General features: G+C 48.4%; 21 protein-coding genes and 1 tRNA gene. 12 read left to right on the forward strand and 10 right to left on the reverse strand.

What is annotated here, in order from left to right:
* Positions 1-21 precede the first annotated feature (21 nt).
* The gene (locus tag ICL07_RS28620) at positions 22-693 is read left to right on the forward strand and encodes a C40 family peptidase (protein WP_188091484.1); all 672 of its coding nucleotides are present in this window, start codon (positions 22-24) and stop codon (positions 691-693) included.
* Here the strand turns inward: ICL07_RS28620 and ICL07_RS28625 are convergent.
* Positions 690-2180 carry a lipopolysaccharide biosynthesis protein gene (locus tag ICL07_RS28625; protein ID WP_188091485.1) on the reverse strand — a complete coding sequence of 497 codons (1491 nt, stop codon included), beginning with the start codon at positions 2178-2180 and terminating at the stop codon, positions 690-692. The genes ICL07_RS28620 and ICL07_RS28625 overlap by 4 nt on opposite strands.
* A gap of 199 nt (positions 2181-2379) precedes the next feature.
* On the opposite strand from ICL07_RS28625, the gene ICL07_RS28630 reads away from it, so the two are divergent.
* The 7 genes from ICL07_RS28630 to ICL07_RS28660 all read left to right on the forward strand — a co-directional run bounded on the left by ICL07_RS28630 (position 2380) and on the right by ICL07_RS28660 (position 8058).
* On the forward strand, positions 2380-3141 hold the full coding sequence (locus ICL07_RS28630; RefSeq protein WP_188091486.1) for a class I SAM-dependent methyltransferase: 762 nt from the start codon (positions 2380-2382) through the stop codon (positions 3139-3141).
* 5 nt (positions 3142-3146) lie between these two features.
* A complete protein-coding gene (locus tag ICL07_RS28635) occupies positions 3147-4055 on the forward strand; it encodes a glycosyltransferase family protein (RefSeq protein ID WP_188091487.1) in 909 nt (302 codons plus the stop codon).
* 103 nt (positions 4056-4158) lie between these two features.
* Positions 4159-4803 (forward strand): methionine biosynthesis protein MetW, encoded by a 645-nt coding sequence (locus tag ICL07_RS28640; RefSeq protein ID WP_188091488.1) that lies wholly within the window; start codon positions 4159-4161, stop codon positions 4801-4803.
* 9 nt (positions 4804-4812) lie between these two features.
* Positions 4813-5814 (forward strand): glycosyl transferase, encoded by a 1002-nt coding sequence (locus ICL07_RS28645; protein ID WP_188091489.1) that lies wholly within the window; start codon positions 4813-4815, stop codon positions 5812-5814.
* A 9-nt stretch (positions 5815-5823) separates the two neighbouring features.
* Positions 5824-6195, forward strand: a complete 372-nt coding sequence (locus tag ICL07_RS28650; protein ID WP_188091490.1) for a sugar 3,4-ketoisomerase — start codon at positions 5824-5826, stop codon at positions 6193-6195.
* A gap of 7 nt (positions 6196-6202) precedes the next feature.
* The gene (locus ICL07_RS28655; RefSeq protein ID WP_188091491.1) at positions 6203-7288 is read left to right on the forward strand and encodes a DegT/DnrJ/EryC1/StrS family aminotransferase; all 1086 of its coding nucleotides are present in this window, start codon (positions 6203-6205) and stop codon (positions 7286-7288) included.
* A gap of 11 nt (positions 7289-7299) precedes the next feature.
* Complete coding sequence (locus tag ICL07_RS28660) at positions 7300-8058, forward strand: glycosyltransferase (RefSeq protein WP_188091492.1); 759 nt, start codon at positions 7300-7302, stop codon at positions 8056-8058.
* Between the two features lie 68 nt (positions 8059-8126).
* Here ICL07_RS28660 and ICL07_RS28665 read toward each other — a convergent pair whose 3' ends face one another.
* Entirely contained in the window at positions 8127-10634 is a 2508-nt protein-coding gene (locus ICL07_RS28665; protein ID WP_188091493.1) for a YfhO family protein, read from the reverse strand.
* A gap of 62 nt (positions 10635-10696) precedes the next feature.
* Here ICL07_RS28665 and ICL07_RS28670 point away from each other — a divergent pair, with 62 nt between their 5' ends.
* On the forward strand, positions 10697-10978 hold the full coding sequence (locus ICL07_RS28670; protein ID WP_188091494.1) for a hypothetical protein: 282 nt from the start codon (positions 10697-10699) through the stop codon (positions 10976-10978).
* Position 10979: 1 nt separating this feature from the next.
* Positions 10980-11789 (forward strand): queuosine precursor transporter, encoded by an 810-nt coding sequence (locus ICL07_RS28675; protein WP_188091495.1) that lies wholly within the window; start codon positions 10980-10982, stop codon positions 11787-11789.
* Here the strand turns inward: ICL07_RS28675 and ICL07_RS28680 are convergent.
* From ICL07_RS28680 to ICL07_RS28695, 4 genes are all read right to left on the reverse strand, one after another.
* Positions 11786-12238: an NUDIX domain-containing protein gene (locus tag ICL07_RS28680; protein ID WP_188091496.1), complete on the reverse strand. Its 453-nt coding sequence runs from the start codon at positions 12236-12238 to the stop codon at positions 11786-11788. The two genes, ICL07_RS28675 and ICL07_RS28680, sit on opposite strands and share 4 nt — an antisense overlap.
* 11 nt (positions 12239-12249) lie before the next feature.
* Complete coding sequence (locus tag ICL07_RS28685; RefSeq protein ID WP_188091497.1) at positions 12250-13188, reverse strand: magnesium transporter CorA family protein; 939 nt, start codon at positions 13186-13188, stop codon at positions 12250-12252.
* Positions 13189-13210: 22 nt separating this feature from the next.
* Complete coding sequence (dapF, locus tag ICL07_RS28690; RefSeq protein WP_188091498.1) at positions 13211-13996, reverse strand: diaminopimelate epimerase; 786 nt, start codon at positions 13994-13996, stop codon at positions 13211-13213.
* 289 nt (positions 13997-14285) lie between these two features.
* A complete protein-coding gene (locus ICL07_RS28695; protein WP_188091499.1) occupies positions 14286-15167 on the reverse strand; it encodes a nucleoside phosphorylase in 882 nt (293 codons plus the stop codon).
* 206 nt (positions 15168-15373) lie between these two features.
* Between ICL07_RS28695 and ICL07_RS28700 the strand changes: the two genes are divergently transcribed.
* Positions 15374-15447, forward strand: a tRNA-Cys gene (locus ICL07_RS28700).
* A gap of 50 nt (positions 15448-15497) precedes the next feature.
* Here the strand turns inward: ICL07_RS28700 and ICL07_RS32655 are convergent.
* Positions 15498-15620 (reverse strand): hypothetical protein, encoded by a 123-nt coding sequence (locus ICL07_RS32655; protein ID WP_281389751.1) that lies wholly within the window; start codon positions 15618-15620, stop codon positions 15498-15500.
* A gap of 203 nt (positions 15621-15823) precedes the next feature.
* Between ICL07_RS32655 and ICL07_RS28705 the strand changes: the two genes are divergently transcribed.
* Complete coding sequence (locus ICL07_RS28705; protein ID WP_188091500.1) at positions 15824-16306, forward strand: GNAT family N-acetyltransferase; 483 nt, start codon at positions 15824-15826, stop codon at positions 16304-16306.
* A 78-nt stretch (positions 16307-16384) separates the two neighbouring features.
* On the opposite strand, the gene ICL07_RS28710 is transcribed toward ICL07_RS28705, so the two are convergent.
* From ICL07_RS28710 to ICL07_RS28720, 3 genes are all read right to left on the reverse strand, one after another.
* The gene (locus ICL07_RS28710) at positions 16385-17689 is read right to left on the reverse strand and encodes a Gfo/Idh/MocA family protein (RefSeq protein ID WP_188091501.1); all 1305 of its coding nucleotides are present in this window, start codon (positions 17687-17689) and stop codon (positions 16385-16387) included.
* A gap of 162 nt (positions 17690-17851) precedes the next feature.
* Positions 17852-19363 carry a sigma 54-interacting transcriptional regulator gene (locus tag ICL07_RS28715; RefSeq protein WP_188091502.1) on the reverse strand — a complete coding sequence of 504 codons (1512 nt, stop codon included), beginning with the start codon at positions 19361-19363 and terminating at the stop codon, positions 17852-17854.
* 29 nt (positions 19364-19392) lie between these two features.
* Positions 19393-20487, reverse strand: a complete 1095-nt coding sequence (locus ICL07_RS28720) for a vWA domain-containing protein (RefSeq protein ID WP_188091503.1) — start codon at positions 20485-20487, stop codon at positions 19393-19395.
* Between the last annotated feature and the right edge of the window lie 318 nt (positions 20488-20805).

Raw genomic sequence — 20805 nt, forward strand, 5'->3', positions numbered from 1 at the left:
AAATTTTTTTAACCAGACACTATGATGAGAATAAAGGGGCAATTATGGATGAAGTTATCGGTTTGTGCAATGGCATTAGGTTCCTGTTCTACCATCAAAAAAAGTACCGTTAAGCGGAATACCACGCCTACGGTGTCTGAATCGCGTCGTATCACCTTCCTCGATCATATCAATACGCCTTCCCGTACCCACGGCGGATCTGCCACCAGCAGCAATAGAAACGTGAGCATCGGTAAAAACATTACCTATGCCAGCGCTAACCTGGAAAATGCCCAGAGCTGGCAGTTTAAATACGCACAATTGCTGGACGTACCGGTAGAAAATGTACTAAATTCCGGTTTGTATAAATTTATTGAAGACTGGTGGGGCACACCTTATCGCCTGGGCGGTAAAACCCGTGATGGTATTGACTGTTCCGGTTTTGTGAACACATTGGTGAGCACTGTATTTCAGTTTGCGCTGACCGGTAATTCCGTAGAATTATACAGCAAGGTAAGGCAACACTTAAAAGAACGCGACCTCCGGGAAGGGGACCTGGTTTTCTTTAAAATCCATCACAGACGTATCTCTCACGTCGGCGTTTATCTCGATAACGACAAATTTGTACACGCTTCCACCAGCAATGGTGTGATGATCAGTGATCTCAACGAACCTTACTGGAAACGTTATTTCGCAGGCGGCGGCAGGCTCTAGTACCGTAAGCCTATCTTGCCTTTGATCACTTCCCAGCCATTATTCACATCTTCCGACAGGCGGGCGTTGATGACTGCTGCGCCAAACAGTCCCATAAAGAGAATGGAGCGGACGATCGTATCAACATACATATTGAGCATAAATGGCAACTGTTGTACCAGCAACACGCCTCCAATGCCCAGCAGCACCGCCCATAACGTTTTCCAGTTGAGCGGCTGCATACCGAAACGTATCCAGATAAAGCCGAAACGAATCAGGTTAAAAAGACCTACAGTAATCAGATCGGCATAAGCGGCGCCAATGGTGCCGATCCGTTTTTGCAGGATATAGTTCAGGGCAATGGAAATAAATACCACCACAATGGAGCTGACAAAGTCAAACCGCCAGTAGTTGGAGGTTTGAATGATCTGGTTGTTGATACCGGTGATGAGATCAATCATTTTAGCCAGGCCGAGGATAAATATAATCTGCACAATCAACTCCCAGCCTGGTCCCAGGTACAACACCAGGTTGTGCACCGATAACCAGATGGCCCCGAAAATGCCGACACCGGCGATAGACAGGGTGATGGAGCTTTTGGTATACAGTTCCTGTATTTTGGCCAGGTCCTTGTTTTTCCAGGCAGTAGCCAGGATAGGGGTGGTGATGGCGTACATGCTGCGTTGCGGCACTTCCATGAAACTGATCACGAAGATGGCATAGCTGAACAGGCCTGCCTGTTCCAGTCCATGCAGACTGGAGATAATCAGTACGTCGTTGGTTTTCCGCAGCAGGGTGAACACGTTGGAAGAAAATACATAACTGCTGAAGATAAACATCCGTTTACCCAGCCGCCGGGTGACGTTACTGAGGCCGCCGGGGTTAAACTTCAATTGACCTGTACGCCAGATGATAATTAATAAGATGATCGCAGCAATGGCGTAAGGCAAACTAAACCAGTCGATATACTGTCCTACGCTGATCTGGGCAAAGGCCAGCAGTAGCAGCATAATGGTAGAAGCCATGCGGATGCCGCCTTCTTTCAGGAAGTTGGAGGCCACGGTTTTATGCAGTCCCCAGGCAAAGCCTTCCAGCATGTTAAACATCAGAATAAAAAACGTCAGGGGATAGATACCATTAAAATAGGTAATAAAGAGCGGGGAATTACCGCTGAACTTACGGATGATCAATCCTTTGAAAAGAAGTGTAAAGAGGATGAACAGTCCGTAGCCGATGAGTGACACGATGAGCGTGAGTTTGGGCAGATCGTTTTTCTCCGGTTTCAGGTATTCGTGATAGAAGGGAAAGAACTTATTGATCACCGGTACCGCACCCAGAGAGGCACAGGTAGCGAGGAGGGTGCTGACATCGATGAGTACGCGGGTAAGACCGATTTCCTCTTTAGTGAGGAATTTGGGCATCAGCATAATCAGGTTGACTGCTCCGAAGGCAAATCCTATGTAAATGAAAATTGATGAATAAATGCTTTGTTTTCGGATGATGCCCATGTTCTGTTTTATGAAGCGCAAATATAGAAAGAATCTTTAAGGGGGCGAGATTACTGTCAGGAATTGTGTATTAGAGCACAACAAACAATAAATTTTTTTTATAATTTGCAATCTGCAATTTATGACCTTATTTTGCTGCCATCAATGTCAGGCTGGAAGGGCTGTGGATATTGTATAGTTTCATAAACCTGATTTACGCATGTTAATAAAAATGCTCATTCGGAATTACCTGTATTTTGCGAATCGCAGGATGCCGGTAAAGCCTTATCCGCTGTCTTTTTGGGAGAAGAAAAAGGCCTTTTGGCGACGGTTTTCCAAAGAGGAGAATACGCTGAGCCCATCCTACCATTGGTTAAAAACACCAGGCGCATCCATACCGGTACCCGAATTAAAGGGGCTGTATGACGGTGTGATCCTGGGGCATTGGACCATGGACGCTGCATCTATGGCGCAGTTGTGGAACCGCCTGGTACAGGAGCGCCCGAAAGTGATTGTAGAATGTGGTTGCGGGGTGAGCACCGTTATGTTTGCCAAATATTTTTCGCTGCATCGTCCGGATGGGATATTATTGTCCCTGGAACAGGATAGTAAGGAGAAAGCCCGTTTGGAAGGACGTTTGAAAGAACTGGGGCTGGAAAAGGGTATTCATATTTATCATTTGCCGGTAAGCGGTCCTGGTGAGGGATATGACTTCCGGCAGTTTGGCGGTTTGGCGGCGTTGCCATTTATGGAGCCGTTTGACTGGCTAATTGTAGACGGGCCTGCGGGCGGAGATGAGAGCCGTTATAATACGGTACCGTCTTTACAGTCGATGGCTAGGCCGGGGGCAACCTTTTTCCTGGACGATTCCCTGCGGGATGCAGAGATGAGCATACTGGAGCGCTGGAACAATTTGCCCGGCATTAAGGTAGAAGGGATTTATCCGATTGGCAAAGGATTGGCTGTCGGGTTCTATAAATAAGTATTATGGCAACATTAGCACCGATTATTTTTTTCGCCTATAAGCGACCGGATATTGCGAGAAAGGCCCTGGAGAGCCTGGCGCTCAATCCGGAAGCGGCAGAGAGTGAGTTGTATGTTTTTGCGGATGGGCCAAAAGAAGGTGCTACTGCGGAAACGTTGCAGCAGATAGCGGCTACCCGGGAAGTAATCCGCAGCCGCCAATGGTGTGGTACGGTACATATCGCCGAGCGGGTCCAGAACTATGGGCTGGCTAAATCGGTGATTACCGGGGTTACGGAAGTCATTGAAAAACATGGGAAAGCGATTATAGTGGAAGATGACCTGGTGTTGTCTCCCTATTTTTTACGGTATATGAATGAGGGGTTGGACCTGTATGAAGACGAGCCGCAGGTAGCGTCTTTACATGGATATGTTTATCCGGTACAGGAAAAGCTGCCGGAGACATTTTTTATCCGCGGGGCGGATTGCTGGGGCTGGGCCACCTGGGCTCGTGCCTGGAAACAGTTTGAGGCCGATGGGCAGAAACTGTATGATGCGATCCGGTTGAAAGGAGAGAGCAGGGCTTTCGATTTTAACAACACCTACGACTATATGAAAATGCTGCGTAAGCAGATCAGCGGCCAGAATGATTCCTGGGCTATCCGCTGGTATGCTTCTGCATTTTTGAAGAATATGCTGACATTATATCCTTCCCGCTCACTGGTACAGAATATAGGGGGGGATGAATCGGCCACCCATATGGATGAAGCCGATGCGGAGAAATTTGAAGTAGTATTGTCGCCCACGCCGGTGCAGTTACAGAAAATACCCATAGAAGCCAGTGTACAGGGTACTACCGCCTTCGAAGATTATTTCAGGTCCAACAGATTAGGTTTCGTTCAACGGATTAAGCGATTTATCAAAAACAGGTAGGGTACACGGTGTCCGTGTTTCCCGGGGGCTAACAGGCAGGAGGCTATTTGACGGTAGAAATTGGTAACCAGGTGTCCAACTTTCAACTCACAAAACCATATGCATGAATAATGATAATCGGAATTACGATTATTCGAACATTCTACCCAATGAAAGACCGGAATACCGCAAAATAACCAGTTTACTGGAGGCCGGCAGCAAAGTGCTGGACCTGGGTTGCGGTAATGGCCTGTTAATAGAGGCCATGCAACGGGAAAAACAATGCCGCTGCCAGGGTATGGAGCTTTCAGAGACAGGTGTGAACATCTGTCAGCAGAAAGGCCTGCAGGTAACCAGGGGGCGTATCGATGAAACGTTACCCTATGGAGATGATGAATTTGACACTGCGGTATGTAATGTTACCATCCAGATGGTGATGTACCCGGAGAAATTATTGGCGGAAATGAAGCGGGTATCCCGCCGTCAGATCGTCTCATTTCCTAACTTTGCCTACTTTACCAACCGGCTGGATATGCTGGTGAATGGCAGAATGCCCACCCGGATGCTGTTTGGTTACACCTGGTACAACACAGGGCACATTCACCAATTGTCGCTGCGCGACTTTGATGACCTGCTCCGGCAGGTGGGTGGGGTGCAAATAAAACGAAAACTATATGTGTCGGCAGGCTTTAAAGTGCTCGATGCGTTAGGGGGCCTGTTTCCGGGGTGGTTTCGTAAGACCGTCATCCTGGAAATGGCGAAGGAATAAAACCAGATTATGAACGAAAGAGATTCAACATTATATTATTGTACACTGTTTGACAGTAATTATTTGTCCCGTGGGTTGGCCATGTATACCTCGCTGGCCGCTGTCTGTTCCGATTTCCACCTGTATGTTTTCGCATTTGACGACAAATGTCTGTCGGTTTTACGGAAAATGGCACTGCCGCACCTCACGGTGATCCCGCTGTCAGAATTTGAAGATCCCGCACTGCTGAAGGTAAAACCTACACGTAACAGGGCAGAATATTGCTGGACCTGCAGTTCTTCCACTATTCTTTATTGCATACAACAATTTCAGTTGCCGCATTGTACCTATATCGATGCGGACCTGTATTTCTATAATAATCCCCGTGTACTGATGGAGGAGATGGGCAACCACTCCGTGATGATCACCGAACACCGGTATACGCCGAAGTACGATAAGAGTAAGCTGAGTGGTAAATACTGTGTACAGTATATTACTTTCCGCAACAACCGTTGGGGGCTGGAAGCCCTGGAATGGTGGCGTAATGCCTGCCTGGACTGGTGTTACGACCGGCATGAAGATGGTAAGTTCGGCGATCAGAAATACCTGGACGACTGGCCTACCCGCTTCCTGAATGTATGGGTAATGGAAAACCCGGGTGGAGGCCTGGCTCTCTGGAACATCCAGCAATACGATGTGTTTAAGGCCGGCGACCGTTTGCGTTGCCGTGAAATCAGCACCGGCAAAGAGTTTGATCCGATTTTTTACCATTTCCATTACCTGAAATATTTTAATGACAATACCATAGAACTGGGCAGACGCACCATTACACCAGCAGTGAAAAAACTGTTCTATGAACCATATATCCTGGAACTGGAGAAAACAAAGCGGCTGGTAGCGGGCATAGATCCGTCTTTCGATCCGCACGGCGCAAGGCCCCGTCCATCCGGACTGAAAGCCATGCTGGTGACCCTGCTGCGCAAACTGACAAATGTTTATCATATATATCCCCTGAAGGAATCCGGGATTTAAATACGACGTATGGCACATATCATCAATCTGACGACACATAGTGATAAACGGGGAAACCTTACCGTTATAGAAAAACAGATCCCTTTCGATATCAAAAGGATCTTTTACATCTACGGTGTGGATGATTCCGTGAGAGGGGGCCACCGTCATCACAAAACTGTACAGGCCGCCATCTGTGTACATGGCAGCTGTATCGTGTCCAACAACAATGGCAAAGGAGAGCAGACCGACTTCGTGCTGGACCATCCGAATAAATGCCTGATACTGGAGCCGGAAGACTGGCATACCATGCATCATTTTACACCTGATGCCGTATTGCTGGTGATGGCCTCTACGCCTTTTGACGCAGCGGATTATATTTATGAACCTTATGACAACTGAGAAGGTTATGATTGATTATGAAAACCTCGGCTTACTGAATAAGCCCTTTTTCAACGAATTCAAAGCAGCTTTCAACGATACGCTGGAAAGCGGCTGGTATATACTGGGTAATAAAGTAAAGGAATTTGAAACCGACTATGCGCAGTACCATGGCGTGAAACACTGCCTGGGACTGGCCAACGGCCTCGATGCCCTCATCCTGAGTTTGCGTGCGTTCAATTTTGCGCCCGGCGATGAAGTCATCGTACCCTCCAATACCTATATTGCCACCATCCTCTCTATTGCGCAATGCGGTCTGAAACCCGTACTGGTAGAGCCGGATATCCATACGTACAATATTGACCCGGAGAAAATTCCCGCTGCCATTACCCCCCGTACCCGGGCTATTATGGTAGTGCATCTCTATGGTAAAAGCTGCGAGATGGACAAGATCGTGGCCATCAAGGAAAAACACAACCTGGTGCTGATAGAAGACTGTGCGCAGTCACATGCCGCTTCCTTCAAAGGGCAGCTGACAGGCACTTTCGGGGAATTTGGCGCTTTCAGTTTTTATCCTACCAAAAACCTGGGCGCCCTGGGCGATGCCGGTGCGGTATTGTGCAATGATGATGAGCTGGCCACAGCTATCCGCAGATTACGCAACTATGGCTCTGATGTAAAGTATTACAATGAAGTAGTCGGTTATAATTCCCGTTTGGATGAAGTGCAGGCGGCTTTCCTCAGTGTGAAGTTCAAATACCTGGCGCAGATCACTGAGCATAAACGAAAACTGGCGGATATCTATCATCAGGGACTGAAGAGCGATTTTATTAAACCTGTGGTACACCCGGATTATTTTGATGTGTACCATATCTACAATATCCGCCACGAACGCCGCGATGAGCTGAAACAATTCCTGCTGGACAACGGCGTGAAAACGGATATCCACTATCCGCTACCACCGCATCAGCAGAAAGCGATGAAAGGGATAATCGAAGGCACTTCTTATCCTATTTCAGAAGAGATACACCGTACTACGCTGAGCCTGCCTTGCTCTTATTGCCATACGACAGCAGATATTGAGAAAGTGGTGGAAGTGATCAATAAATTCTAAAGCGAATAACTGTGACGGATAAACGATCATCACCGGTTGTCAGTATTATTACGGTATGCTACAATGCCGGCAGGTTTATTGAAAGTACCATCCGTAGCGTGCTGTCGCAAACCTATCCGCATATTGAGTATATCATTGTAGATGGCGCTTCCAAAGACAATACGCTGGAGGTCATAGCTCCATTTCGTTCACGGATCGCTAAGGTGATATCGGAAAAAGACAAAGGGTTGTATGATGCCATGAATAAAGGCATGCAGCTGGCTACCGGCGAATACCTGTTGTTTCTCAATGCAGATGATGTGCTGGCAGATGATACCGTGATTGAAAAGATGATGCATGCTTGTCCGGATGCCGATGTGTATTACGGAGAAGCGATGTTCATCGATGAAAACGGGAAAGAGCTGGGGTTACGTTCGGAACAGACGCCGCATAAAGTACCGGCGCAACTGGACTGGAAAAGCCTGAAACACGGCATGGTCGTATCTCATCAGGCATATATCATACGCAGACGATTGAGTCCGTTGTACGATCTGCAATACAAAGTATGCGCCGATATCGATTGGATGATCCGCACACTGAAAGCATCCCGTCATATTTGCAATACACATCTTACCGTATCAAAATTCAGGGTGGGCGGCACTTCCAAGCAACGGCAGCAGCTGGCCTGGAAGGAGCGGTACAAGATCCTGAGCCGTTATTACGGGCATATACCCAATTTTACGCATCATTTGTTTATTGGGTTGCGGTATATCTTCTCGAAAAAATATTAATCGACATCATGACATAAAAAAGCGCCTTGATACATTATCAAGGCGCTTTTTTATGTTGGTAGCAGACGTTACGCTGCTGTCTTTTCTTCTTTCTTACCGGCAGCCACCCCTTCCCATATAAACGAACCGATCGCTGCTATCAGCAGCAGGATAGACGTAATGGAAGATATTTTTTGGGCTTTATAGAAAGTAGCCGGCTCAAATTTAAGATCAATTTTATGCTGACCGGCCGGTATTTTCAGGCCGCGCAATGCATAGTCTACTCTTACGATGTCTGTTTTTTTACCATCGATGTAAGCGTTCCAGCCGGCAGGGTAGTAAATCTCGGAGAATACGCCGAGGCCTTCCTGTGTATTGCTGGAAGCGTATTCCAGGCTATTGAGACCGTATTTGGTGAGTTTAATGGTAGCGTTGCTGTCTGTAGCTGCAGGCTGGTAGTTAGCACCCAGTTCTTTTGCAAAACGGTTGTCTACAACGGCAGAGTCTTTGGTATGCAGGTAATCCAGCGTTTTCATTTCTGTATTGGCGTTGGGGGCCCATACGATACCTTTTACAAACCAGGCGTTGCCGTTAGCATCCGGGTTGCGTTGTGCTACGGGTTGGCCGGTTTTCTGATCCGGTACAATGAAATATTTGGCGTTGAGCATGTTGAGCACGCCCATATTGTTTTTAGAGATCTGATGGGTGATCAGGTCCTGGTATATCCACAGTTTAGCCGGGCTGTAACCACCGATATTTTTGTGGAAGTAGGACGGGATAGCGTCATCAAAGGGAGAAGTGGTCAGATTAAACACGCGATAGTACGGGTCCGGGTCCTGTTTAATTTGCAGGTCTGCCGCAGAAGGCTGGAATTGAGCCATCATGGCCGTCTCGTCTATATAGCTGTCTTTACCGAGGTAGTTACGGTCAACCTGCCAGAGGTCCACTGCTACTGCTGCTACCAGGATGAGCGCCGCTGGTTGCCATTGCAGTTTGTCTTTCAGGTAAGCCCAGATGGCGCCTGCGGCAATGAGGATAAATACGAGTGAGCGGAAGCTGTCTTTCAGCAGCAGCGAGCTACGGTCTTTTTCCAGTGCGCGGATCATGAGTTTGGCGTTTTCTTCACCGCCCAGCATTTGTCCGAAGTACTGCAGCATGGTAGCATCGCTATGGCCGCTGAAGTTCCAGAACATGCTGCCGAGGATACCGATAACTACAATGATACCGCCAGTGATGAAGGTACCTTGTTTCAGTTTGTTCAGCAGCGCTTCTTTGGTATGTTTACCATTGGCCACTTCCTGCAGGGCCCAGCAGGCCAGTACTACAAAAGTGAAGGAAGGCAGTACCAGGGCTTGTGATGGCGCTCTGAATTTATTGTACAGGGGCAGGTGATAAAAAAGGAAATCGTTGATGAAGGCGAAGTTTTTACCCCAGGCGAGGATGAAGCCGATGATGGTAACGGCTACCAGCCACCATTTGTGCCAGCTGTCTACCACCAGCAGTGCGAGGATAAAGAGGAAACAGATGATGGCGCCTACATACACCGGGCCGGAAGTACCTCTTTCCTGGGCGCCGTAGTACAGCGGGAATTTCATCTGTTCCATGTATTGTTCTACCTGACCGGCGGGTGCGCCGAGGCTGATCATTTGTTCGTATACGTGGGAGCCGGTACCCAGTTTCTGACCGGAAGAGTTGCCTACGAAGCCGGGGATCATGAATGTGAAGGATTCAGGAACGCCATAGCTCCATTCGAAAGCGTAGTCTTTATCCAGTCCGGTGGATTTATTTTCTTTTGCATCTTCCTTACCCAGGGTGAGTTCGGATTTGCTGCCGCGCATGGTATAGTCGGTATATTCTTTTACCGGCAGCAGGTTATCGGCCGCAGGCAAAATACCCAATACACCGGCGACAGCCAGTATGACAGAGGCTTTGATAAATTGTGGTATAGTCCGCGTTTTATAGGCATGGATCGCTGCGCCAACCACCATCACCAGTATCATGATCAGGGTATAATAGATCATTTGCAGGTGATTGTTATAGATCAGCAGACCGGTAGCGATGGCTGTAAGGCCGAACCCGCCGATGAGGCGGCCCCGGTAGGTGAGGATGATACCGGCCATCACCGCGGGCATCAATGCGATGTCGTACATTTTGGTGATGTGTCCTACATCAATGAGGATCACATTATAGGAGCAAAAAGCAAAAGCGATGGCGCCCATTATCCTGATCCAGTATTTGAAATCCAGTATACAAGCCAGGAGGTACATGCTGATCATTGCGAGGAACAGCATGTTAACAGGGGAGGGCAGGTAGAGGGTGACTAACTGGTTGACGGTAGTGAGCGCGTTTTTGCCGGGGCCTGTGTAAATCACATAGGAAGGCATTCCCGAAAACATGCTGTTGGTCCACAGGGGGGCTTCTCCCGTCGCTGCATAATAGTCCTTCGCCTCTTTGGCCATTCCGGTTACGTTCATCATGTCGCTCTGGTTTACTATCTTGCCTTCCAATACAGGAGAGCAGTAAACCGTTGCCAGCAATATGAAAATACCAATTGCTGCCAGATGCGGAAGAATGGCTTTTAGCCAGTTTTGCTTCATCGGATATCTTGTATTTAGTTTTAAAGGAACAAAAATAACTGTAATTTATCCGAAATTTCAATATGCGTTGGATTCGATTTGTGTTAAAGTTTACATTTATCTGTAACCTGTGCTTTATATTAGGGCAGTTGCTGCGGATCACCACCTATGACCATCGGTTGGACGTGATGGTGGAGCATATACTGGTATTAGGCGTGGGCGTGGCTTTGCCGCTGAACCTGGTCGTTTGCCTGTTGACAGTGGTGTTGTTAGGGTTAAAAAAAATTCAATGGAAACCGTTACCGCCGTGGTTATTCCTGTGTAATGCAGGTATTTTAATATTTCAATTGATATTCACTTATTAATATGGTCAAACAATTATTAAACGATAAGCCTACGCGGCTTTTTGTCATATTTGCCAGCTTTTTTGTAGCGAACGCGCTGATAGCGGAATGTATCGGCGGTAAATTGTTTTCGCTGGAACGCTTACTGGGCTTGCCGGTACACACCTTTAGCCTGTTTGGGGAGAGCGGGTTGTCTTATACGCTCACAGCAGGCGTGTTGTTATGGCCGCTGGAGTTTGTGATGACGGATATCGTGAATGAGTTTTATGGTCCTAAAGCCGTGCGTCGTATATCCTATACCGCAGTCGCGCTTATTTCCTATGCTTTCCTGATGTTTTTTGTGGCCATGAACGTACCGGCGGATAGCTGGTGGATCGGCAGCAGTAGGGGGGAAGGGGTACCGGACATGCAGAAAGCCTTTGTAGGTATTTTCGGTCAGGGTATGTGGATCATCCTGGGTAGCCTTTCCGCGTTCCTGGTGAGCCAGATCGTGGATGTGACCGTGTTTCACCGGATTAAAAAACGTACCGGTGAAAAGCATGTATGGTTACGGGCAACAGGATCTACCATTGTATCGCAGCTGGTAGACAGTTTTATCGTATTGTTTATAGCCTTTAAAGTGGGTAAGGACTGGAGCTGGCAGCGGGTATTGGCCATTTGTATGGTCAACTACAGTTATAAATTCGTAGTGGCGGTAGCGTTAACACCGCTGATATACCTACTGGAGCACCGGATTGTCCGTTACCTGGGCCATGACACGGCCGCGCGTATGAAAGCGGCCGCCATGGGCAAGGAGGAAATGCCCGTGATGGATGTGGTACCGCACGACTAGTAGCGGGCTTTCACCATGTCGGCTACCACTTTGTCGATAGGGAGGGTAACGGCTTCGGCCGAAAAATCCTCCCAGTTGATCCAGCGTGCATACTCCATTTCAGATACGCCTTCCGGTACTTTAAAATCAAATGGTTTATCCAGTGTTTGTGCGGTGAAGGGAGAGGTGGGCTCCACCAGGTAATAGATGGAGATAATCTGGGTTTCATTATCAAAGGCAGATATCTGGAAAAAATCGGTGGTATAGATATGTTCCACTACGCGGATATCCTGTGCCAGTTCTTCCTGCCATTCGCGTACCATACATTCCAGCGTGCCTTCCCCGAATTCGAGTCCGCCACCGGGAAATTTGGTATAGTATCCGCCCCGGATATATTCGTCTGATACCAGTACCTGTTTTTTGTCGTTGATCATGATGCCGTACACCCGTACGTTGAATCCTGTTTGCATAGTAGGTGGAATTAAAACCATTTCTTTTTCATGAAATACATGCTGATGATCACCGAGATAGCAATTGAGAGCATGATCGGGATATAAAAAGCGTGTATGCTATGCTGATAGGGGAGTTCTACGTTCATGCCGTAGATACTGGCCACCAGCATGGGAAAGGTGAGGATGATGGTGATAGACGTGAGCCGTTTCATGACCACGTTCAGGTTATTGGAGATGATGCTGGCGAAGGCATCCATAGTGCTGCTGAGGATGTTGGTGTAGATATTGGCCATTTCAAGTGCCTGGGAAGTGTCTACCACCAGGTCATGCAGGAATTCCTTTTCATCTTCGTTGAGGCCCATGAAATTGGTTCTTTCCAGTTTCATGAGCAGCAGTTCGTTACTACGGAGTGCGGTGACGAAATACACGAGGCTTTTCTGTATCCGCATGATGGCGAGCAATTCCTCGTTCCTGTTGGAGTCGTAGAGTTTTGTTTCCAGCATGTTTCTGCGCTGGTTGATTTCCTTGAGGTAGTCGAGGAAATTCACCACTACTTTTTCAAAAATTTTGAGCACCATCATGTTCCTTTTTTCAGGGGAACGGTTATGGAAGGTATTGAGGAATCTTTTGATAGCGGCGTTGTCGAAGGAGTTGACCGTTACGATCTGGTTGTGGGTGAGGATGATCACGATAGGAATGGTAATGTAGTAGGCATCGCTTTCGTTGATGGAGTTGTTCTCCGTGGGTGTTTTGATGACGATGAGTTTTACATTGTCTTCCAGCTCATAACGTGACTTTTCGTCGATATCCAGGGAGTCGGTCAAAAAGTCCAGCGGAATGTCCAGTTCTTCGGCGAGCTGTTCAAATTCAGCCTGTTTCAGGGGAGGAGTGATGTTTACCCAGGCGTCGTTTTCCGGCGCCTGGATAGCCACTGTCTTGGAATCGATGTTTTTGAAGTATTGGATCATTCTGCAGGGGTAAAAAGCGTTATCAGCCGATGGTTATCTGTCCTTCGAACACCAGGGTGGCGGGGCCACAGAGCCAGATGTTGGAGAAGGTACGTTCGCCGGTGCGGGTATAGCGCACTTCCAGTTGTCCGCCGAGTGTTTGTACGGGGACTACATATTCTTTTTCTTCTTTACCGGCAAAGGTAATGGCAGCAGCAGTTACGCCGGTGCCACAGGAGTAGGTTTCATCTTCCACGCCTCTTTCATAGGTGCGTACGAAGATGCCGTTTTCAAAAGGCTGTACGAAGTTGACATTGGTGCCTTCTGCGGCAAAACGTTCATTATAGCGTATCTGACGGCCTTCGTTGAATACATCGATAGCCTGTACATCTTCCACATATTTTACAAAGTGGGGAGAGCCGGTATTGAGATAATAGTGCAGGGGGCCGTGTTCCACGAAATCCACGTCCTGCATTTTCAGGTTTACCCAGCTGTCGCCATCCATGGTGGCTTCATGTTCTCCATCTACCGCGATAAAATACAGGTTACCATCGCCCACGCCCATTTTATGGGCAAAGGCAGCGAGGCATCGGCCACCGTTGCCACACATAGAACTTTCGCGGCCATCGGAGTTGTAATATTTCATGGCGAAGTCATAATCTTCGCTTTTATTCAGGAGCATCAGGCCGTCGGCGCCAATGCCGAAGCGGCGGTCGCACAGCTCATTCACCTGTTCGTTGGTGAGCCAGTCATACTGCCCTTGCCGGTTGTCCATGATAACAAAATCATTGCCGGTACCTTGGTATTTGTAGAAATGGATCTGTTGCATGAGGCAAAGATATAACTTTGATTGCCATGATTTGTGCTGATTTCGCCGATTAGCGGAGATGGATACGAAGATAGGAGCGGATAGGCGCGGGGATTGGCGTGAAGATCTTTGTAGATAAGGATTTTGCCGGTTAATAATTAACAGGAAATTAAAGATGTTGGGTAGAAATCCGGGCTACAGGCGTTTCCTACAGCCCAGCCCGGATTTTGCAATATGATTTCAATTTCGAGAGGAGAAGAACATCTTAACCCAGCGCTTCAGCCCTGGGATTCGCGTGATTCGCTGTTTTTTACAATCCCGCGATAATCCCCAATCCTTTTTGGATCAGTGCTTCCACTGCTGCGCCGCCATCTTTTGAAAATTCCCGGCGGATACGGTTGGCTACGATAGCGCTGATAGAGAGGCATTGGTGACCGAGTACGCGTCCCATACCGTAGATGGCAGATGTTTCCATCTCGAAGTTGGTGATGCGGAGTCCTTCGTAGGAGAAGCCGGTGAGATTATCGATCAGGTGCGGATTAGAGAGCGTTCCTCTCAGCATGCGGCCCTGTGGTGCGTAGAAGCCCGGGCAGGTAACGGTGATGCCTGTATGAAATCCGTCCGTGAAATGTTTTTGCAGCTCCTGGCCGGCTGTAAACAGGCATGGGTTGGCGCCTCCGGGTTGCAGCATTACCTGTCCGCGGAAGGCTTCCAGCAGTTGTTTTTCTTCGGTAGTATTCTCAAAGGCGTAGTAGGCCATGAGGTTATCGAGGCCGAGACCATGAGAAGAAACCACAAAGCTGTCTACCGGGATACCGTCTTGCAGGGCGCCGGAGGTACCGAGGCGGATCACCTGCAGGGAGGTCAGTTGTTCTTTTACCAGGCGTGTCTGGAAGTCAATATTAACAAGGGCATCCAGTTCATTGAGTACGATGTCGATATTGTCTGTACCAATACCGGTAGAAACAACAGACAGTCTTTTTTGACCGATATATCCTGTATGGGTAACGAATTCGCGGTGTTGCGACTGGTGTTCTATTTTGTCGAAGTGTTTGCTGACGGCCGGAACACGGTCGGGGTCCCCTACGGTGATAATGGTGTGAGCCAGTTCTTCCGGTCTTACATCCAGGTGATATACCGCTCCACGGCTGTTGATAATGAGCTCAGACTCCGCAATACGTTTGTTCTCCATTGTATTAATTTTAAATTTTCATGATTCAACAATCCTTAATGGCTCCTCAATATTCCCACGTTCTCTATAATTATCAAAATATTTTTTCAGATATTTTTTAAATAATATTTGGTGATTATCAGAAATTTACTACTTTTGCAATCCCACAAAACGACGGGAACGCCCGCTGAAGGCAAGCAACAGCAAGTGTTTTAGTCGGATTGTATGGTTCCGTGGCCGAGTGGCTAGGCAGAGGTCTGCAAAACCTCGTACAGCGGTTCGAATCCGCTCGGAACCTCCAGATGGGAAACGTAAGAAGCCGCTCTTGTAGCGGCTTTTTTGTTTGTGCCTTTATTCATGGCCGTTTTCCGGTCTGGAACGTTTGTTACCTGCCACAAAAGGAGCTTCCAGCACATATTTTGTTAGTTGTTTATCAGCCCTGGCAGGGCAAAGCGCTGGTTTAGACACCTGCATAAAAGTGACTGTTCGCAGCCCTTTCTTTTCCCCTGTTTTTTCTCTATAAATTAATCTCCTCAGATCATCTTCGTATAAACTAAATGTCGTAAATTGCTTATCCCGCAAAAGTTTGGGGGTGTTCCCGGAAACCTGTCAGAAAGATAGGAACACCCTATTCCGGAAGACTTTTGCACTTTACCGATAATTCTAAAAGTGTGGCGATGACAGAGATCATTAAAGTAACCGCAGCAGACACCGGAAGCCTGGAACAGGTAAAGCTGCTTTTCAGAGAATATGCCAACTGGTTAAGTGTTGACCTTAGCTTTCAACAATTTGAAGAAGAGATGGCCCATTTACCAGGCCCTTATTCCGCCCCGGGTGGTGCCCTTCTATTGGCTAAAGTAGACGGCCAGGTAGCCGGCTGCGTGGCGATTCGTCCTTTTGACAACACGACGGCTGAAATGAAACGCCTTTATGTAAAAGACGCTTTTAAAGGTCATGGTGTTGGCAAAGCGCTGGCAGCTGAAGCTATTGAAGAAAGCCGTAACCTGGGCTATAAACGTATTCTGCTGGATACGCTGGCACATATGCGGCCCGCGATTGAATTGTATACGTCGCTGGGATTCCAGCCTATAGCAGCGTATTACGATAATCCTATCAGCAGCGCAGTGTACCTGTCGCTGAGTTTGGAGAAAGCCTCCTGACAAGCGATTACAGGGCGCACTACAGCAAATCGTTGAACTGTTTTGCTGCAATGCGCTTTTGTGTAAACTGACAACTGTTTAGCCGAAGGATGGCAGTTTGTACCCATTATGATATCCGGCAGCCAGCAATTGATTGGCGTCACTGTCGGTAAACTGATTTGCGTGTTTGTCCCAATTCAATTTTTTCCCGGTTCTGAAGGCAATGTTCCCCATTTGTGCCGTGGTGGCGATATGCGCGCCTGCCTGCACGGGAGTGTGTAATTCTCCGAACTTGCGGGAACGCACCACGTCGATAAAGTTTTGGGTATGTAAGGTCAAACCATTGTCTACGGCTTTCTGCCGGGGCACGGCCTCCATTTTGTCTTTTTCAGGGATCACCTCCCATCCGCCACGGTCCAGCACCAGCGTGCCATTGTTGCCGATGAAGGCAATGCCGTGGTCGCGACCGTAGGGACCGCCATTGATGCCCTGTGCCTGTTCCCACTGGATATTAAAACCGTCAAATTCGTAGACGGTAGTGAGGGTATCCGGTGTTTCAGCGGCATCATCGGGGTAGGCGAACTTACCACCGGCGGCCATCACGGATTTGGGCGTTTCCGCTTTCATACCTAACAGCGCGTAGTCGAGCAGATGCACGCCCCAGTCGGTCATCAGGCCACCGGCATAATCCCAGTACCAGCGAAAATTGAAATGGAACCGGTTAGGGTTAAAAGGCCTTTCTTTGGCAGGGCCCAGCCATGCCTTATAGTCAACACCCGCTGGTGGCGTACCATCCGGCTGAACCGGAATGGATTTCATCCAGCCCATATAAGCCCATGCCTTTACCAGTCGCACCTGTCCCAGTTTACCGGAATGCACGAAGTCAACGGCGTCTTTAAAATGCTGCTGACTGCGTTGCCACTGGCCTACCTGTACGGCGCGGTTATAGCGCTGCTGTGCGGCTACCATTGCCCGGCATTCTACAATGGAATTGCCAACAGGCTTCTCTACGTAAACATCTTTACCGGCGGCGCAGGCGTCTGTCATCTGCAGGCAGTGCCAGTGGTCCGGTGTACCAATGATCACCGCATCGATGGATTTATCCTCCAGCAGCTTACGGTAATCATTATACGTTTTTGCTTTGATGCCTTGTTGCGACAGCTCACCCGCGCGTTTGTCAAGTACGTTGCGGTCTGCATCGCAAAGGGCTACACATTGGGCAGCCGGGTGTTTTAACATGGCAGTGAGATCGGACCAGCCCATACCATTGATACCGATAGCGGCGATGCGGACGCGGTCGCTGGGGGCTACTGCCCGCAAATGTGCCGGCAGCAGGGTTACCAGGCCGGCGCCGGCCGCCAATGTGGAAGCGGAACGGAGAAAGTCCCTTCGGGAGTGTGTCATAAGTGGAATTTTATCTCAACAAAATAATAAAAAAAACGAAAGGCTGGTCCCGGGACCAGCCTTTACATTATTTACGGATTTATGAATTTACGGATTTTGGGAATTTGAGAAAATGCCCCCGGATATCCTGATAGCCACTATCGTCAGACATTGTAATAAGGATTAAAAATCTTCCTCTTCAGCGGTGTCATCATCATTGCTCAGGTTAAAATTCATCATGGTACCGAGCAGATCGCTGAAACGGGTATCTTTTTCCCCTACTTTTTTACTGATCAGGGAATAGGAGGCCAGTCCATGCAGCACAAACTCCATCAGCAACAGGATTTCGCGGTTATTGGCCTGCGGAAAACGGACTTTCACCATATCCTTTAATCCGGCTACCTTGCTCAGCTGGGCTTCGTATTGTTTGTCGCTGATATCCTGGAGCAACTGCAGGGAATTACCTTGGTCGAACCATTGGATAACGCTACGGTAGGGGTTTTCCACGGGCGCCACCTGTTTTCTTTTTTTGAAAGAATCGGGGTTGGGAAAATAAGCGGCGAAGAGGGTGCGGATGGATTTGTCGAGCAGGTTATGCGCTACCTGCAGCGGACCTTCCTGCTCACCTTCGTACACCAATTCTATTTTGCCGGTGATGGCCGGAATAATGGACATCAGGTCGGCTATACGTACCTGTGTTTCTTTTTCCTTGTTGATGATGGCGCGTCTTTCGCCGGAGCTGACGGCATTTTCAAATGCGGCGATCGTGAGACGGGCGGAGACGCCACTTTTTTTGTCAACATATTCACTGTTACGCGCTTCAAAGGCTACCTGTTCGATGAGGCGCTTTACCATGTCGGAAATGGTTACCCGGGCCTCCTGTTCGGCATGGATATCGGCTTCCTGTTCGGTGATGAGCAGGGAATTTTCCACGCTTTTCGGATAGTGGGTGATGATCTGGCTTTCGATCCTGTCTTTCAGCGGTGTTACGATAGAACCGCGGTTCGTATAGTCTTCCGGGTTAGCCGTGAAGACAAACAGGATATCCAGTGGCATCCGTACTTTGAATCCACGGATCTGGATATCGCCTTCCTGGAGGATATTAAACAGGGCTACCTGTATACGGGCCTGCAGGTCGGGCAGTTCATTGATGACAAAAATGCCGCGGTTGGAGCGGGGGATGATACCGAAGTGAATGGCGCGTTCATCGGCGTAGCTCAGTTTCTGGTTCGCCGCTTTGATAGGATCGATATCGCCGATGAGGTCTGCCACGGACACATCGGGGGTAGCGAGTTTTTCCCCGTAGCGGTCGGCGCGTGAGAGCCAGGTGATAGGTGTTTTATCGCCTTTTTCCGCGATGAGGTCGCGTGCATAGCGGGACAGCGGATGGAACGGGTCATCGTTGACTTCGGAACCTTCGATGACGGGAATGTATTCGTCGAGAAGGTCTATCATTTGCCGTGCCATGCGGGTTTTGGCCTGTCCGCGGAGACCGAGGAACAGGATATTATGCCGGGAGAGCAGGGCTCTTTCGGTGTCTGGTATAACGGTATCTTCGTAGCCTATGATACCGGGGAAGGAAGTTTCTTTTTTCTGTAGTTTTTTGATCAGGTTGCGTCTGATTTCTTCTTTGACTGAAACGGGCTTGTATCCACTCTTTTTCAGTTCGCCTAACGTCTTAATGCTGGTATCCATGTTTAAAAGTTACGCAATTCCTTGCCGGTTTAGAATAATTTTCGTTTCCCGTTTTCAAAGTCGTAGAACAGGAACTGTCCCAGTTTGTCGGTGCCGGAGAAAAATGCTTTACCGCTGTTGGTTTCGGTAAACTCCTGCACAAATTTCTGGAGCCAGGGATCTGTGGCCACCATGAAGGTGGTAATGGGTATTTTCAGTTTTTTGCATTGAGCGGCCAGGTTGAGTGTCCGGTTAAGGATTTTACGGTCGAGGCCGAAGCTGTTTTTGTAATATTCCTTCCCGATTTTCAGGCAGGTAGGTTTCCCGTCGGTGATCATGAAGATCTGTTTATTGGGATTACGGCGGCGGCGCAGGAGGTCCATAGCCAGTTCCAGGCCGGCGACCGTATTGGTGTGAAAGGGACCCACCTGGAGGTAGGGCAGGTCTTTGATTTCCACCTGCCAGGCATCGTTGCCAAAAACGATGATGTCCAGCGTGTCTTTCGGATAGCGGGTGGTGATGAGCTCACTGAGGGCCATGGCCACCTTTTTAGCCGGTGTGATCCTATCTTCCCCATATAATATCATGGAGTGGGAGATATCGATCATCAGGGCGGTAGAGGTTTGGGTTTTGTAATCCGTTTCTCTTACCTCCAGGTCATCCTGGTGAATGGAAAAGCTGTCGATGCCGTGATTGATCTGGGCATTGCGGATAGAGGCGGTCACATCGAGTTTGTCGATGCTGTCACCGAACTCAAAGGGCCGTGTTTCCGCGTTGAGTTCGTCGCCCATGCCGGATTTCCGGATATTGTGATTACCGACGGCTGATTTTTTCAGTTTACCAAAGATCTCTTCCAGCGCGTTCTGGCGGATGGTTTGTTCCGTTTTGGACGTGAGTTCTATCTTACCGGTTTCGTCATTTTCCTTGAGGTATCCTTTATTTTTCAGGTCCTGCAAGAAATCGCCTACGCCGTAGTCGTCGTTGGTCAGTCCAAACTCTTTATCCAGTTCTGTTAACCATTGGAGGGCTTCTGTTATGTCTCCGCTGGTGTAGGTGAGTAGTTGGGTGAAGAGGTCCAGCAGCTTCTGGAAGGGAGATCTGTCGTTTTCGTCCGGATTGAACCGGGAAAAAGTTATTCCTCTCATAGCACAAAAGTCAAAACATAGTTCGTTATTAAAATTAGCGAAAAATTTTCTCGCAAAGGCGCTAAGATTTTTGTTTGAATTAAGAACGCAAAGAGAGCGGGGATGAGAGCAGAGATTGTGTTTTGTTGTTGTTTCACGCAAAGGCGCAAAGCAGCTAAGCCCTTGCACCATTATTTTGTTTAAAAATTTGAAAATCAATTATCAACAAAAAAAACGACAAATACCTTAGCTGCTTTGCTGCTTTGCGCCTTTGCGTGATACAGCAAAACATAATCTCCGCCTGCTTTGCGTTCTTAATTCAAACAAAAATCTTTGCGC

Origin of the sequence: Chitinophaga qingshengii, from assembly GCF_014529935.1 — a bacterium.
Classification (GTDB): Bacteria; Bacteroidota; Bacteroidia; order Chitinophagales; family Chitinophagaceae; genus Chitinophaga; species Chitinophaga qingshengii.